Source organism: Methylobacterium sp. P1-11 (assembly GCF_008329595.1).
Classification (GTDB): Bacteria; Pseudomonadota; Alphaproteobacteria; order Rhizobiales; family Beijerinckiaceae; genus Methylobacterium.
Genome location: NZ_NPKS01000008.1, coordinates 27,845 through 42,305 on the forward strand (window position 1 = coordinate 27,845; position 14,461 = coordinate 42,305).

The 14,461-nt window shown below is 68.5% G+C and carries 11 protein-coding genes; 4 read left to right on the forward strand and 7 right to left on the reverse strand.

What is annotated here, in order from left to right:
• From CIW48_RS10150 to gloB, 6 genes are all read right to left on the reverse strand, one after another.
• On the reverse strand, positions 1 to 2,988 hold the full coding sequence (locus tag CIW48_RS10150; RefSeq protein ID WP_149310686.1) for a 2-oxoglutarate dehydrogenase E1 component: 2,988 nt from the start codon (positions 2,986 to 2,988) through the stop codon (positions 1 to 3).
• 173 nt (positions 2,989 to 3,161) lie between these two features.
• Positions 3,162 to 4,046, reverse strand: a complete 885-nt coding sequence (sucD, locus tag CIW48_RS10155) for a succinate--CoA ligase subunit alpha (RefSeq protein WP_149310687.1) — start codon at positions 4,044 to 4,046, stop codon at positions 3,162 to 3,164.
• A gap of 2 nt (positions 4,047 to 4,048) precedes the next feature.
• On the reverse strand, positions 4,049 to 5,245 hold the full coding sequence (sucC, locus tag CIW48_RS10160) for an ADP-forming succinate--CoA ligase subunit beta (RefSeq protein ID WP_149310688.1): 1,197 nt from the start codon (positions 5,243 to 5,245) through the stop codon (positions 4,049 to 4,051).
• Between the two features lie 102 nt (positions 5,246 to 5,347).
• Positions 5,348 to 6,310, reverse strand: a complete 963-nt coding sequence (mdh, locus tag CIW48_RS10165; RefSeq protein WP_091779812.1) for a malate dehydrogenase — start codon at positions 6,308 to 6,310, stop codon at positions 5,348 to 5,350.
• Positions 6,311 to 6,715: 405 nt separating this feature from the next.
• Positions 6,716 to 7,291, reverse strand: coding sequence for a TetR family transcriptional regulator (locus tag CIW48_RS10170; RefSeq protein ID WP_012317921.1), 576 nt, complete (start codon positions 7,289 to 7,291; stop codon positions 6,716 to 6,718).
• Between the two features lie 348 nt (positions 7,292 to 7,639).
• Positions 7,640 to 8,416 (reverse strand): hydroxyacylglutathione hydrolase, encoded by a 777-nt coding sequence (gloB, locus tag CIW48_RS10175; RefSeq protein ID WP_149310689.1) that lies wholly within the window; start codon positions 8,414 to 8,416, stop codon positions 7,640 to 7,642.
• Between the two features lie 160 nt (positions 8,417 to 8,576).
• Here gloB and CIW48_RS10180 point away from each other — a divergent pair, with 160 nt between their 5' ends.
• From CIW48_RS10180 to CIW48_RS10195, 4 genes are all read left to right on the forward strand, one after another.
• A complete protein-coding gene (locus tag CIW48_RS10180) occupies positions 8,577 to 9,311 on the forward strand; it encodes a methyltransferase domain-containing protein (RefSeq protein WP_091779816.1) in 735 nt (244 codons plus the stop codon).
• A gap of 69 nt (positions 9,312 to 9,380) precedes the next feature.
• The gene (locus CIW48_RS10185) at positions 9,381 to 10,094 is read left to right on the forward strand and encodes a MarC family protein (RefSeq protein WP_149310690.1); all 714 of its coding nucleotides are present in this window, start codon (positions 9,381 to 9,383) and stop codon (positions 10,092 to 10,094) included.
• Between the two features lie 831 nt (positions 10,095 to 10,925).
• Positions 10,926 to 11,759, forward strand: coding sequence for an ArsA-related P-loop ATPase (locus CIW48_RS10190; RefSeq protein ID WP_149310691.1), 834 nt, complete (start codon positions 10,926 to 10,928; stop codon positions 11,757 to 11,759).
• Positions 11,756 to 12,199 (forward strand): hypothetical protein, encoded by a 444-nt coding sequence (locus tag CIW48_RS10195; protein WP_149310692.1) that lies wholly within the window; start codon positions 11,756 to 11,758, stop codon positions 12,197 to 12,199. Before CIW48_RS10190 ends, CIW48_RS10195 begins: the two co-directional genes overlap by 4 nt.
• A gap of 87 nt (positions 12,200 to 12,286) precedes the next feature.
• On the opposite strand, the gene pbpC is transcribed toward CIW48_RS10195, so the two are convergent.
• Entirely contained in the window at positions 12,287 to 14,314 is a 2,028-nt protein-coding gene (pbpC, locus tag CIW48_RS10200) for a penicillin-binding protein 1C (protein WP_246695197.1), read from the reverse strand.
• Positions 14,315 to 14,461 lie beyond the last annotated feature (147 nt).

Below are 14,461 nucleotides of genomic sequence, written 5' to 3' on the forward strand. Positions count from 1 at the left end.
TCAGACCGCCAGGGCCTCGTTGAGGAAGGCCTGGAGCTGCGCCTGGTGCTTCGACATCTGTCCGACCGCCGTGGAGGCGGAGGCCGGACGGCCGACGTAGCGGGCGCGCTTCACCGCGGAGCCGGCCTGGCCGAGCACCCACTCGAGATAGGGCTCGACGAAGGACCAAGCGCCCATGTTCTTGGGCTCCTCCTGGCACCAGATCACGTCGGCGTTGCGGAAGCGGGCCATCTCGTTGGCCAGTGCCTTCAGCGGGAACGGGTAGAGCTGCTCGACGCGCATCAGGTAGATGTCGTTGAGGCCGCGCTTCTCCCGCTCCTCCAGAAGGTCGTAGTAGACCTTGCCCGAGCAGAGCACGACGCGGCGGATCTTGTCGTCGCGCACCAGCTTGTTCTGCGCGCCCTCCTCCTCAGCGTCGTCCCAAAGGACGCGGTGGAAGGTCGAGCCCTCGGCCAGCGCGTCGAGGTTGGAGATCGCCCGCTTGTGGCGCAGCAGCGACTTCGGCGTCATCAGCACCAGCGGCTTGCGGAAGTCACGCTTCAGCTGCCGGCGCAGGATGTGGAAGTAGTTCGCCGGCGTCGTGACGTTGGCGACCTGCATGTTGTCCTCGGCACAGGCCTGGAGGTAGCGCTCCAGGCGGGCGGAGGAGTGCTCGGGCCCCTGCCCCTCGTAGCCGTGCGGCAGCAGCAGCACGAGGCCGGACATGCGCAGCCACTTGCGCTCACCGCTGGCGATGAACTGGTCGATCACCACCTGGGCGCCGTTGGCGAAGTCGCCGAACTGCGCCTCCCACAGGACCAGAGCGTTGGGCTCGGCCAGCGAGTAGCCGTACTCGAAACCGAGCACGGCCTCCTCGGAGAGCATCGAGTTGATGATCTCAATGGAGGCCTGCCCCTCGCGGATGGCGTTGAGCGGCGTGAAGCGCTGCTCGTTCTCCTGATCGATCACCACCGCGTGACGCTGCGAGAAGGTGCCGCGCTCGACGTCCTGCCCCGAGAGGCGGACCCGGTTGCCGTCGAGGAGCGTCGCCCCGAAGGCCAGGGCCTCGGCGGTCGCCCAGTCGACGCCGGCCCCCGTCTCCACCGCCTTGGCGCGGTTGTCCATGAACCGCTGGATCGTGCGGTGCAGGTGGAATCCAGGCGGCACCTGCGTGATCTTCCGCCCGATCTCCTGAAGGGTCTCGGCCGGCACGGCCGTGCGGCCGCGGCGCGGGTCGTCCACGTCCTCGTGCACGGCCTTCACGCCGGACCAGCGACCATCCAGCCAGTCGGCCTTGTTCGCCTTGTAGTTGTTGGCAACGTCGAGCTCGGTGTCGAGCAAACCGCGGAACTCGGCCTTGCGGACGTCGAGCGCCTCCTGCGTGACAGAGCCGTTCTCGACGAGCTTGCGGCCGTAATTCTCCAGCACCGATGGGTGCTTGCGGATTCGCTGGTACATCTTCGGCTGCGTGAAGGCCGGCTCGTCGCCCTCGTTGTGGCCGAAGCGGCGGTAGCAGAGCATGTCGATCACGACCGGCTTGCCGAACTTCTGCCGGTACTCGACGGCCACCTTCGCCGCGAAGGTGACGGCCTCGGGGTCGTCGCCGTTGCAGTGGAAGATCGGCGCCTCGACCATCTTGGCGACGTCGGACGGGTAGGGCGAGGAGCGCGAGAAGCGCGGATCGGTGGTGAAGCCGATCTGGTTGTTGATGATGAAGTGCACCGAGCCGCCGGTGCGGTGGCCCTTCAGGCCCGACAGGCCGAAGCACTCCGCCACCACGCCCTGGCCCGCGAAGGCGGCGTCGCCGTGGATCAGGAGCGGCAGCACCGTGCGGCGCTCGATGTTGGGCTTGGCCCACTGGTCCTGCTTGGCGCGGACCTTGCCGAGCACCACCGGATCGACGATCTCCAGATGCGATGGGTTGGCGGTGAGCGACAGGTGGACGTTGTTGCCGTCGAAGGCGCGGTCCGAGGACGCGCCCAGGTGGTACTTCACGTCGCCCGAGCCCTCGACCTCGGCCGGCGAGGCCGAGCCGCCCTTGAACTCGTGGAACACCGCCCGGAAGGGCTTCGCCATGACGTTGGTGAGCACGTTGAGCCGGCCGCGATGGGCCATGCCGAGCACGATCTCGCGCACGCCGAGCGCGCCGCCGCGCTTGATGATCTGCTCCAGCGCCGGGATCATCGCCTCGCTGCCGTCGAGGCCGAAGCGCTTGGTGCCGGTGTACTTGAGGTCGAGGAACTTCTCGAAGCCCTCGGCCTCGATCAGCTTGTTGAGGATCGCGCGACGGCCCTCGGGAGTGAAGGAGATCTCCTTGTCCTTGCCCTCGATGCGCTCCTGGATCCACGCCTTCTCGGCTGGATCGGAGATGTGCATGAACTCGACGCCGAGCGTCTGGCAGTAGGTCCGCTCCAGGATGTCGACGATCTCGCGGATCGTGCCGAACTGCAGGCCGAGGACGTTGTCGAGGAATATGGGGCGGTCCCAGTCGCTCTCCTGGAAGCCGTAATGCTGCGGGTGCAGCTCCTCGTGGTCGCCCCGCGGCGCCAGCCCCAGCGGGTCGAGCTTGGCGTGCAGATGGCCACGCATGCGGTAGGAGCGGATCAGCATGATCGCCCGCACCGAGTCCTTGGTGGCCTGCTCCACCGAGACGCCGGTGGTGGCCGTGACGCTGTCCTGCGGCTTGCCGGGCTTCGGCTCCTTGGCTTCCCGGGCGACGATCTTGTCGCCGATGGCCTTCTCCAGAGCGCCCCAGTTGCCGTCCAGCGCCGAGACCAACTCGCCGTTGAGCGGCACCGGCCAGTTGGGCTTCTCCCACGAAGCGCCGGCGGCGTTCTTCTCGACGAGGGTCTCGTCCTCGCCGAGTCCCTTGAAGAAGGTCTGCCACTCCGGGTCCACCGAGGCCGGGTTGCGGGCGTAGGCCGCCTGCAATTCCTCGATGTAAGCGGCGTTGGCGCCGTAGAGGAACGAGGTTTCGAGGAGCGCTTCGTTCACGTCCTGGCGTGCCATGGTGCGTCCATCCTGATCGCGCGGGCAGGCTCCCCTGCCCTTCAGGCTCCCCGTCAGCGCGGCGGATCGCCCTCAAACCGAAACGGGGCGGGTGACCGCCCCGCTGAAATCGTCTGCACGCCCGATATGGGCGTTGCGGCCCTGCGATGGCCGCAACGCAGGCGCGCTCGTCTTCAGCCCTTCAGGACCTCGACGAGCGTCGAGCCCAGCCGGGCCGGCGACGGCGACACGCGGATGCCCGCGGCCTCCATGGCGGCGATTTTGTCCTCGGCGCCGCCCTTGCCGCCCGAGATGATCGCGCCGGCATGGCCCATGCGGCGGCCCGGAGGCGCCGTGCGGCCGGCGATGAAGCCGACCATCGGCTTCTTGCGCCCGCGCTTGGCCTCATCCTTCAGGAACTGCGCGGCCTCCTCCTCGGCCGAACCGCCGATCTCGCCGATCATCACGATCGACTCGGTCTTCGGGTCGGCCAGGAACAGCTCCAGCACGTCGATGAACTCGGTGCCCTTCACCGGGTCGCCGCCGATGCCCACCGCCGTCGTCTGGCCGAGGCCGGCATTCGAGGTCTGGAACACCGCCTCGTAGGTCAGCGTGCCCGAGCGGGACACGATGCCGACGGAGCCCGGCCGGAAGATGTTGGCCGGCATGATGCCGATCTTCGACTCGCCGGCCGTGACGATGCCGGGGCAGTTCGGCCCGACGAGGCGCGACTTCGAGCCCGTCAGCGCCCGCTTCACCCGCACCATGTCGAGCACCGGGATGCCCTCCGTGATGCAGACGATCAGCGGCATCTCGGCGGCGATCGCCTCGCAGATCGCGTCCGCCGCGCCGGGCGGCGGCACGTAGACCACCGAGGCCTCGGCGCCCGTGGCCTCGCGGGCCTCGGCGACCGTGTCAAAGACCGGCAGGCCGAGATGCCGCGAACCGCCCTTACCGGGGCTCGTGCCGCCGACCATCTTGGTGCCGTACGCGATGGCCTGCTCGGAGTGGAAGGTCCCGTTCTTGCCGGTGAAGCCCTGGCAGATGACCTTGGTGTTGGCGTCGATCATCACCGACATGATCAGGCTCCCTTCACGGCGGCGACGATCTTCTGGGCGGCGTCGTCGAGATCGTCCGCCGGGATGACGTTGAGGCCGGAATTGCGGATGATGGCCTTGCCCTGCTCGACGTTGGTGCCCTCGAGGCGCACCACCAGCGGCACCTGCAGGCCAACCGCCTTCACGGCGGCGATCACGCCGTTGGCGATCACGTCGCACTTCATGATCCCGCCGAAGATGTTGACGAGAATGCCCTTCACGTTCGGGTCGGCGGTGATGATCTTGAACGCCGCCGTCACCTTCTCCTCCGAGGCGCCGCCGCCGACATCGAGGAAGTTCGCCGGCTCCTCGCCGTAGAGCTTGATGATGTCGAGCGTCGCCATGGCGAGGCCGGCGCCGTTGACCATGCAGCCGATCGTGCCGTCGAGCGCGATGTAGGCAAGGTCGTACTTCGACGCCTCGATCTCCTTGGCGTCCTCCTCGGTCTCGTCGCGCAGCGCGACGATGTCGGGGTGGCGGTAGAGGGCGTTCGAATCGAAGGCCATCTTCGCGTCGAGGCACTTGAGGTGCCCGTCCGCGGTGAGCACCAGCGGGTTGATCTCGAGGAGGCTCATATCCTTGGACACGAAGGCCGCGTAGAGCTTCTCGGTCAGCGCGGCCGCTTCCTTGGCCTGGGCACCGGAGAGGCCCAGCGCCTTGGCGACAGCGCGGCCGTGATGGGGCATGACGCCGGTGGCCGGATCGACCGCGATGGTGTGGATCTTCTCGGGCGTGTCGTGGGCGACCGCCTCGATGTCCATGCCGCCCTCGGTGGAGACCACGAAGGCGACGCCGCCTGTGGCGCGGTCGACCAGCATCGAGAGGTAGAATTCCTCGGCGATCTGGGCGCCTTCCTCGATGTAGAGGCGGTTGACCTGCTTGCCGGCCGGGCCGGTCTGGATCGTCACCAGCGTCTGGCCGAGCATCTCGCCGGCATATTGCTTCACCTCGTCGATCGACTTGGTGACGCGCACGCCGCCCTTGGCGCCCTCGGGCGCCCCCTTGAAGGTGCCCTTGCCGCGGCCGCCGGCGTGGATCTGGCTCTTCACGACCCAGACAGGGCCGCCGAGCTCCTTGGCGGCGGCTTCGGCCTCCGACGGGTTGAAGATGGCCACGCCGCGGGAGACGGGCAGGCCGAACTCCTTCAGCACGGCCTTGGCCTGATATTCATGGATATTCATCGGAGCCTCGTAAGGAGGAGCGAATAGGTGGCAGCGAACAGCGCGTGGCGACTGGGATTCGAATCTCCGAACGCGACGCGCTGCCCGGTATCCGCTTACCGGTCAGGCGAGGTTGCTGTCGACGCCCTTGCAGGCCTCGATGAGTCCCGTCACCGAGGCGACCGACTTCTCGAACATCGCCTTCTCGGCGGCGTCGAAGGTCACCTCCAGGACGCGCTCCACGCCGTTGGCGCCGATCACGATCGGCACGCCGATGAACATGCCCTTCACGCCATACTGGCCGTCGAGATAGGCGGCGCAGGGCAGGACCCGCTTCTTGTCACGCAGGTAGCTCTCAGCCATGGCGATGGCGGAGGCGGCGGGTGCGTAGAACGCCGAGCCGGTCTTGAGCAGGTTGACGATCTCGCCACCGCCCTTGCGGGTGCGGTCGACCATCGCGTCGAGCTTCTCCTGGGTGGTCCAGCCGAGCTTGACGAGGTCGGTCAGCGGCACGCCCGCGACCGTGGAGTAGCGGGTCAGCGGGACCATGTCGTCGCCGTGGCCGCCCAGCACGAAGGCGGTGACGTCTTCCACCGAGACCTTGAACTCCTCGGCGAGGAAGTGGCGGAAGCGGGCCGAGTCGAGCACGCCGGCCATGCCGACGATCTTGTTGGTGGGGAGACCGGAAAACTTCTGCAACGCCCAGACCATCGCGTCGAGCGGGTTGGTGATGCAGATCACGAAGGCGTCGGGCGCGTAGGTCTTGATCCCCTCGCCGACCGCCTGCATGACCTTGAGGTTGATGCCGATCAGGTCGTCGCGGCTCATGCCGGGCTTGCGCGGCACGCCGGCGGTCACGATCACCACGTCGGCGCCCTTGATGGCACTATAGTCACTGGCGCCCGCGTAGGTCGCGTCGAAGCCTTCGACCGGGGCGGCCTCGGCGATGTCCAGCGCCTTGCCCTGGGGCACGCCGTCAACGATGTCGAACAGCACCACGTCCCCGAGGTCCTTTAGGCCGGCCAGAAGGGCCAGGGTGCCGCCGATCTGGCCGGCACCGATGAGCGCGATCTTGTTGCGAGCCATGTCGGATTCGTCTCCGCTGCGTGTCGACTAGACGGGTGTTCTGCGCGCGGCTGTGAGGTCACGTCCGTCCGGGTTCGGGGCCGGATTCGCCGCTCTGAAATCTGCGCGGCTGTGTGGCCGAAAAGCACCGTGGCTTCAACCCGAGCTGGGGTGCATGGGTAGGTCGGCCGGAGCACCCCGCACTCTCTGTGGGGCTCGGCGACCCGCCCGAATCCTCAACGTCGGGAAGGTTTTAGGTGCGGTGCACTCGGCTTCGCCAGCGCTGGAAAGCTGGGATGACAGATCCGAAAAGCTGTCATTTCGGGCCCGGTGGTGTGGGCCGGAGCAATCGGCGACGCGGAAACGAAAGAGGCCCGGACGGAGGGTCCGGGCCTCGCAGGCGCGTGGGTGCCTAAGGGCGGTGGCTCAGAGAATGCCGGACCGCAGGACCCGCTGGATCGCGTGGATGACGGCCCCGAACCGGGCCTCGATCAGGTCCCGCGGTACTTCGGCATCGTGCTGGATCGCCAGGGGATGCGTGAAGCGGTAGCTCGCATCGAAAATGTAGGCGATCGCCCGCTCCCGGTCGCGCGCCGAGAAGATGCCGGAGGTGATCCCCTCCTCGACCACGCGCTCGACCAAGCTGCGCAGTCGAACGCGGTGGCGCCGGGCGATCGGCCGGGCCGACACGGTGGCATCGAGATGCACTGCGAACAGATTCGGCTCGTCGAACAAAGCATCCCGCTGGACCGTCGCGAGGGCGGTCAGCAATCGCTCGATCTTGTCGTCGGCGGGATCCGGCGCGTCGGCGATGCCGGCGAGCCGGGCTTCGACCTCGCGCAGCCATCGCCCCGCGACCGCGTCGAGGAGCGCGTCCTTCGACGGAAAGTAGCGGTACACATTGGCGTGCGTCATGCCGGCCTCGGCAGCGACGGCCACGACCGTCACGCGCTTGGGCCCGAGCCGCGAGAGATGCTCGGTGGCAATACCGAGCAGCCGCACATCGGCTGCAACCGGAGCCCGCGGCCGCGACGGACCGGCCGCGTCGCCGCTTTCGCGGAGCGCGCCGGGTTCGGCGTCGGCGACGGTGAGCTTGGCCTTGGCGCTGAGCGCCTCTTCCCTGGTCCCGTCAGACTCTGGTTTGAGGAAAGGAAGCGGAAGGCGGGAAGTGGACAGGTGGTAGGGCGAGACGGACCCCCATCATACCGGCTGAAGCGTCCCGGCGCTTCGCGTTGACGTTGCGGCTTCCCCCCGGGAGCCCGGTTACCTCAGCGGATTAGGACCGCTTAAAGACTCGTATGTGTCAGTTTGCCTTGAGAAGGCAACAAATTTTTCTGGTTATCACCTGCGTCAGAAGCGGTTCTTCCACGCCCGCAAGGCGACGAACACCGCCTCGGGATCGCTTTCCGGCGGTAGGTTCACCGACCGGGCCAAGGCCGGATGCCCGCTGCGCAGAAACGGATTGGTCGCGCGCTCCGCAGCCATGGTGGATGGAATGAGGAAGCGACCCTCCGCCTTGGCCCGTTCGGCCTCGGCGTAGCGCGCCTTGAGGTCCGGATTGTCCGGGTCGGCCGCCAGGGCGAAGCGGGCGTTGGAGAGTACGTAGTCATGGCCGCTGAACACCTGCGTCGCGTCGGGCAGATCGTCGAAGCGCCGCAGCGACCGGTACAGGGTCTCGGGCGGACTCTCCATCACCCGCCCGCAGCCGAGGGTGAACAGCGTATCGCCGGCGCAGACGAGGCCCGCGTCAGTGAACCAGTAGGTGACGTGGTCGGCACAGTGACCCGGCGTCTCCCAGACCTTTGCGTTGAGCCGACCGACCGCGACGGTGTCGCCCTCCCGCACCGAGAGATCCACCTGCGGAACCGCCTCGCCGGCCTTGACCGGGGCTACAACCCGGGCCCCGGTCGCCTGCTTCACCGCCGGGATGCCCTCGACATGATCGCCGTGGCGGTGCGTGACCAGGATGTCGGTCAGCCGCCAGCCGGCCTCGTCGAGGGCCCTCAAAACCGGTTCGGCCTCCGGCACGTCGATCGCCGCGCAGGCGCCGGTCGCCGGATCCCGGATCAGCACGCCGATATTGTCGCTGCGGCAGAGGAAGGTGCGAATCTCGGTCTCGGCGGCCATCGGACAAGGGCTCCCAGAAGCGCGAAAAGGCGCAAAGCGGCGCGAAATCTGTTGCCGTGAACAGGTGATGGTCCGGCCGGGTTCCTCCGGCGCTTGCCGCGCGGCGCGCGGCTCACCATTGAGTACGACGACCGTTCCGTCCGCGATCTCCTGTCCCCCCATGCGTCTCGACGTCAACGGCTTGCGGGCCTTCTATGCCAGCCCCCTGGGCCGCACGACGCATCGCGTGGTCGGCCGCGCGCTCCACGACTTCCTCGGCTCGGTCTCGGGACTGCGCGTCCTCGGGATCGGCTACGCGACGCCATATCTCGGACCGGTTCACTATATCGCCGAGCGCACGCTCGCCTTCATGCCGGCCTCGCAGGGTGTGGTGAACTGGCCGAGCACCGGACGCTCCTGTGCGGCTTTGGCCGATCCCACGATGATGCCGCTGCCCGAGGCCGCCATCGACCGGGTCATCCTGGTCCACGCCCTCGAATCGGTGGAAAGTCCGACGGAGCTGCTGCAGGAAGTCTGGCGGACCCTCACGCCGGGCGGCCGCATGATCCTGGTGGTACCGAATCGCCGGGGCGTGTGGGCCCGCCGGGAGGCGACGCCCTTCGGCCACGGACAGCCCTACAGCCGCTCGCAACTCGGGCGGCTGATGCGCGACACGCTGTTCTCTCCGGTGAGCTGGGCCGAGACCCTGTACATGCCGCCGGTCCGCTCGCGGCTGATGCTGCGCACCGGTCCTGCCTGGGAGTGGCTCGGGACCAGCCTGTCTCTGCCCTTCGCCGGCCTGCACGTGGTCGACGCGACGAAGCAACTCTATCGCCCGGTGGCCGTGCAGCAGGTGCGACGCGCTCGTCGTCTCGCGCCGGCCCGGGTGCTGGTGCCGGCCCCCTCCCCGGGTTGATCCGGCTGCGCGAACGGCACACCCGCAGCGTTCGATGGTTCAGGACAGCGCGCCACACGGCCGGCCCCGATGAGCATTGAGTTCACCACCCAGCAATTCCTGCTCGCCCTATCGGGCCTGTTCTCGATCGTGAATCCGATCGGGGGCGCGTTCATCTTCGCGCAGGTGACGAGCGCCTTCAGCCACGCCGATCGCGTTGTGCTGTCACGCCGCATCGGCGTCTACGCCGCCCTGGTGATGCTCGGCGCCCTTTGGGCGGGCACGCCGATCCTCAACTTCTTCGGCGTCACGCTGGGCGCCCTGCGCATCGCCGGCGGCTTGGTGGTCATGTCGTCGGCCTGGACGCAGCTGAACCGGCCGGAGGCCCGCGAGGCGCGCAAGCAGGCCGAGGCATCCGGCTCGGCGGATCGCGGCGCGGCCCCGACGGAGCTTCAGAGCGATCCGGCGCCCGGTCCCCTCTCCGACATCGCCTTCTTTCCCCTGACGCTGCCGTTCACCACAGGCCCGGGGACGATTGCGGTTGCCATCACCCTGGGGGCAAATCGCCCGGCGGCCTATGCGGAGCGGTTTAGCTTCTACATCGGGGTCACGCTGGCAGCTCTCGCGGTCGCTGGCACGGTCGCGCTGCTCTATGCCTCCGCCGACCGTGTGGTGGCCTTCATCGGCCCGGCCCGCGCCCGGGTGATGGGCCGCCTCTTCGCCTTCCTGCTGCTGTGCGTCGGCACCCAGATCTTGGTGAACGGCCTCATGGAGGTGTTCGCTCCCCTCGCTGCGGCGCGATGACGCCTCGGTGACGTCGACGGCCCCCTCGACGGGCTGGTGAAAGCGGCGACCTCGGCGCAACACACTGGATCGCGGCGGCGTGCGCCCTTGGATCGGGGCCGCGCCGCCGCGGTTGACCCGCGCGGTCATCGATCGCGGAAGGACGACGCCCGCTTCCGTTCAGACCGCTTCGGCGGCCGCCGCGCCGATCGGCTTCAGTCGCGAGCCCGCATGGCCTGGAAGCACCGTTCAGGATACTCTGCCTCTGAAATTCTGTATTCGGCCAAATACATTGATCAAGATTGCTGAAGTTTTTTATTCGATGCATTTAAGATCGTAAAATCCGCGTAATTGCACAATATTAGATTTTTAACGACGGATGATAGAGCAATGATTCACGAGGATAACTGATAAGATAAGGCTTGCATCCTGAGAGTCGTCGCGCAACCTCTTGCCGGAACTCGGATGCAGCGGACGACATGTTTTGACTCAACCCGCCGGCGAAACAGATCCAGCAACGGAGTGTGCCCGTGGCGACGGACGCCGTTCCGAGGATCGGATGGCGAAGCGCGCCGCATTCCATCCGCGGTTGGTCTGTCGCTGGGTTTCTGGACCCGCTGCACGGAGGCCGCGGCTGCGCGGCGGCCTCTCGGCTGCTGCCGGCTCCGGCCTGATCGGGTGCCGCGCTTGAGGGGGACTGAATGCCCTCCGCGCCGCCGGGCGATCCCGCGCTGTGTCCCGGCTCAGCGACTCGCCCGGGCGGCCCGAACGCCGTGAAACCCGAAATCCTGCAGGTCCGCTGTCGCGCGTCGCGCGGAGGCGGCCCTGCATGCATCAGCAAGGAGGCAGCACATGACCGATACGACTCAGACCAAGGTTCCCGCCTGGTACAGCCCGGACGAGATCCAGGACATCCAGCGCGACCTTCTGGGGGCCGCCGCGAAAGTCCTCATCCTGTGCCTCGGCGGCAAGGGCGGCGTTGGCAAAACCACCATCGCCCTCCAGCTGGCCGATCTCTGCGCCGAGGTCGGTCCGGTCCTGGCGATCGACACTGACCCGGCCAACCGGCACTTCCATACGGCAATCATGCAGGAGACGAGCCCCGGGAGCGACAACTTCGTTCCGCGCCGGCCCGGCATCACCGGCTTCCGACAGCGCTTGCGCGCCGAGGACAGCACGGGCCGGGTCGACCCGACTCTTTGCCAGGACATGATCGAGCGGGTGATCGAGACCGCCGAGCGCTTCATCGTGGTCGATTTCCCGGCCGGCGATACCGAGACGACCCGCCGCTGCGCCGAGATCATCGTGGAGAGCTGCCGGGAGGCGAATATCCGTCTCGCCGTGGTCGTCGCGGCCGGAGCGGTCGATCCCACCGCCTTGGAGGTGCTCAAGGAACTCCGTCCGATGCTGATCGAATGCGATCGGGCGATCCTGGCGAAGAACACTGCCCATGCGACCAACTTCGATTATCTGGAATCGTCCGATCTCGTGCGGTCGCTCCGCAAGCAGTCGAACTTTCGCGTCATCGAGATCGAGCGGATCGGCGAGCGGCTGATCGAGTCCCTGCGGGTCCAGCACATGACGTGGCAGTTCCTGGCGAACAGCGCGCCGATGCGCCTGCGCGTCGAGGGACGCCGTCTGCGGCGCAACTTCCACACGGTGTGGCGGGATGCACTCCGGCCGTGACCAATCTCGAGCGGTTCTACCGGTCGGTCCACGGCCGCGATCTCCAGCCCTGGGAGCGTCAGCTCGCGGTGCGGATCGCGGCCGCCCTGAACACCACGACGGACGACGATTTCGTCGTCCACCTGCTCCTAGTGTACATGTCCACCAACGCTATCACCAACATGTACAACGAGCTGGTGGCGGCCCGGAACAGTCTCGCCGAAGACAGTCGGGATCTGATTCAGGCGCTCACGGCCGATCTGCGGCGCAACAGGCTGATGACCTATGTGTTGCTCGGCGTGGCAGCCCTCGGCATTCTCGTGAGCGCCGGCATCCTCGGCACGGTCCTCAGCCTGTCTCAAGGCTCCGCCGCCAACGAGGCGCGCCTCGCGGCCGCACTGGAAGCCTGCGAGCCGCGCGGCTCGGCCGGCTCGCCGCGCGGGCTCGGGATCGGTCGCTGATCGACGCCGGCCGCAAGGTTGGTGCCGCCACAGATTGGTGCCCCGTGGCTGGATCCGCCCCGTCGCACCCGCAACCGGGCTGTCGGATCATTCGAGCCGGACGGAGACGCTGTCACTGGCACCGGTCGCATCCAGGACCGAAATCCGGGCGAAGCCTGCGCCGCCCGGGAGCCACTCGGCGCGGCGGCGCGGCGACTGGATGACCGGCTGACCATCGACCAGCCATGTGAGTGGTGGGACACCGCCCAGGGCCTTCAGGGCGAGTCCCGGGCTTCCCTCCGCCGAGTGGTGCCCGTCCGCCGCGAGGCCGAGATCGATCCGCGACCCGTCCGGCGGATAGGCGATCCGCAGCGCCGGTCCCCCCGTCTCGGCCGACTCGCGGCGCAGGTGCCGCAGTGGCGGCGGCAGGCCGCCCCGCCCGACGACCAGAGCATCACGGGGCTGCGGGACCGGCTCGGGCTCGATCCCGAGGCGCGCGAAGGCGTCGAACAGGATCGGCGCCGCGACCGTGCGGCCCACGAGCCCCGGCACCGCGGCGCCATCCGGCCGCCCCGCCCAGACGACAATCGTCACCTGCCGGTCGAAGCCCGCCGCCCAGGCATCGCGGTACCCGTATGAGGTGCCGGTCTTGTAGGCGATGCGGTTCGGCAGGGCGTTGTCCGGCGGGGGCGTTCCGCGCAGGATGTCGGCGATGTACCAGGCAGCCACGGGCTCCGTGACGCGGTGCTGAGATTCGGCCGAAGCCCGCTCGGCGCGGCGGACGAGGTCCGGCACCGACCCGCCGCGGGCGAGGCCGGCATAGAGCCGAGCCAGATCGGTGAGGGTGATGCCGAGGCCGCCCAGCGCCACCGGCAGCCCCGGCGCCGCTTCCCGCGGGAGCTGGATCGCGGCCCCGGCGGCGCGCAGCCGGGCGATGAAGCGGGCCGGACCCACGGCATCCATCAACGCGACCGCGGGGACATTGAGCGAGAGTTGCAGTGCCCGCCGGGCCGTGACCGTGCCCTGGAAGGTCAGGTCGAAATTCTCCGGGGCGTAGCTCGCCGAGAACCGCGCCGGCCGGTCCTCCAGCAACGTCTCGGGATGCGCGAGGCCATCCGCGAATGCCATGGCGTAGACGAAGGGCTTCAGCGCCGAGCCGGGGGAGCGCACCGCCAGCGTCATGTCGATGGCGCCGCGCCGGTTCGAGTCGAGATAGCCGGCGCTGCCGACCTGAGCCAGGATCCGTCCGTCACGGTTGTCGAGGACGAGGATCGCGGCCGAGAGGTCCGGGCCGACGGCGGCGGCGCGCTCGGCCGCCAGGGTCTCCAACCGCTCCTGCAGGCGCCCATCGATGGCCAGGCGAATCGTGGCGGCGGCGGGATCGGCCGCCACCGCCTCTTCGGCGGCGTGCGCCGCCAGCATCGGGAACGGTCTGCGCGCCGTCGGCACCGGCTCCGCCCGGGCGGCCGCGGCCTCTGCCGGTGTGAGGATGCCCTGGGCGCTCGCGACCGTCAGGACCCGGTCGCGGGCGGCGCGGGCGCGCTCCGGGAACCGGTCCGGGCGGCGGGTCTCGGGCGATTGCGGCAGGGCGACGAGCAGCGCAGCCTGCGCCGCACTCAGCCGGACCGGCTCCCGCCCGAAATATGCGACGCTTGCCGCGCGCACGCCCTCCAACGGCCCGCCATAGGGGGCCAGTGCCAGGTAGAGATCGAGGAGGCCGGATTTTCCGAGGTGACGCTCCAGCGTGACTGCCCGCACCATCTGGCGGAGCTTGGCCTCGAGCGAGCGCTCGCGCCGCGGCTCGACGAGGCGGGCCACCTGCATCGACAGTGTGGAGGCACCGGACACGATCCGGCCCCGAGTCAGCCACTGGACGGCGGCGCGCAGCACGGCAGCGGGGTCGATGCCGGGATGATCGGCAAACCGGCGATCCTCGTAGGCGAGCAGCATTGCCCGATAGCGCGGATCGACCGTCTCTGCGGTGACCGGCAGGCGCCAGCGCCCGTCCGCCGTCGCGAAGGGCCGCAGGAGCGTGCCAGACCGGTCCAGCACGACCGTGGAGCGCGCCATCGCATCGGTCAGGTCGAGGGGCGGCAGCGCCGTGGCATAGCGCCAAAGGGCGCCGGTACCGATCACCAGGAGGCCGAGCCCGAGCACCGCCGCTCCGAGCACGAGGCGCAGCTTCGCGCGTCGTGCCCGCAACGTCACCGGCCCGCTCGAAACCCACCCGTCGTGTGGCACGTATCCTCCCGGCTTCGGCGTCAACACCACAGGATTGATTGT

Coding starts and splice junctions, on each gene's coding strand:
- CIW48_RS10150 (WP_149310686.1), bottom strand. CDS start 2,988: ATGGCACGCCAGGACGTGAACGAAGCGCTCCTCGAAACCTCGTTCCTC.
- sucD (WP_149310687.1), bottom strand. CDS start 4,046: ATGTCGGTGATGATCGACGCCAACACCAAGGTCATCTGCCAGGGCTTC.
- sucC (WP_149310688.1), bottom strand. CDS start 5,245: ATGAATATCCATGAATATCAGGCCAAGGCCGTGCTGAAGGAGTTCGGC.
- mdh (WP_091779812.1), bottom strand. CDS start 6,310: ATGGCTCGCAACAAGATCGCGCTCATCGGTGCCGGCCAGATCGGCGGC.
- gloB (WP_149310689.1), bottom strand. CDS start 8,416: ATGGCCGCCGAGACCGAGATTCGCACCTTCCTCTGCCGCAGCGACAAT.
- CIW48_RS10180 (WP_091779816.1), top strand. CDS start 8,577: ATGCGTCTCGACGTCAACGGCTTGCGGGCCTTCTATGCCAGCCCCCTG.
- CIW48_RS10185 (WP_149310690.1), top strand. CDS start 9,381: ATGAGCATTGAGTTCACCACCCAGCAATTCCTGCTCGCCCTATCGGGC.
- CIW48_RS10190 (WP_149310691.1), top strand. CDS start 10,926: ATGACCGATACGACTCAGACCAAGGTTCCCGCCTGGTACAGCCCGGAC.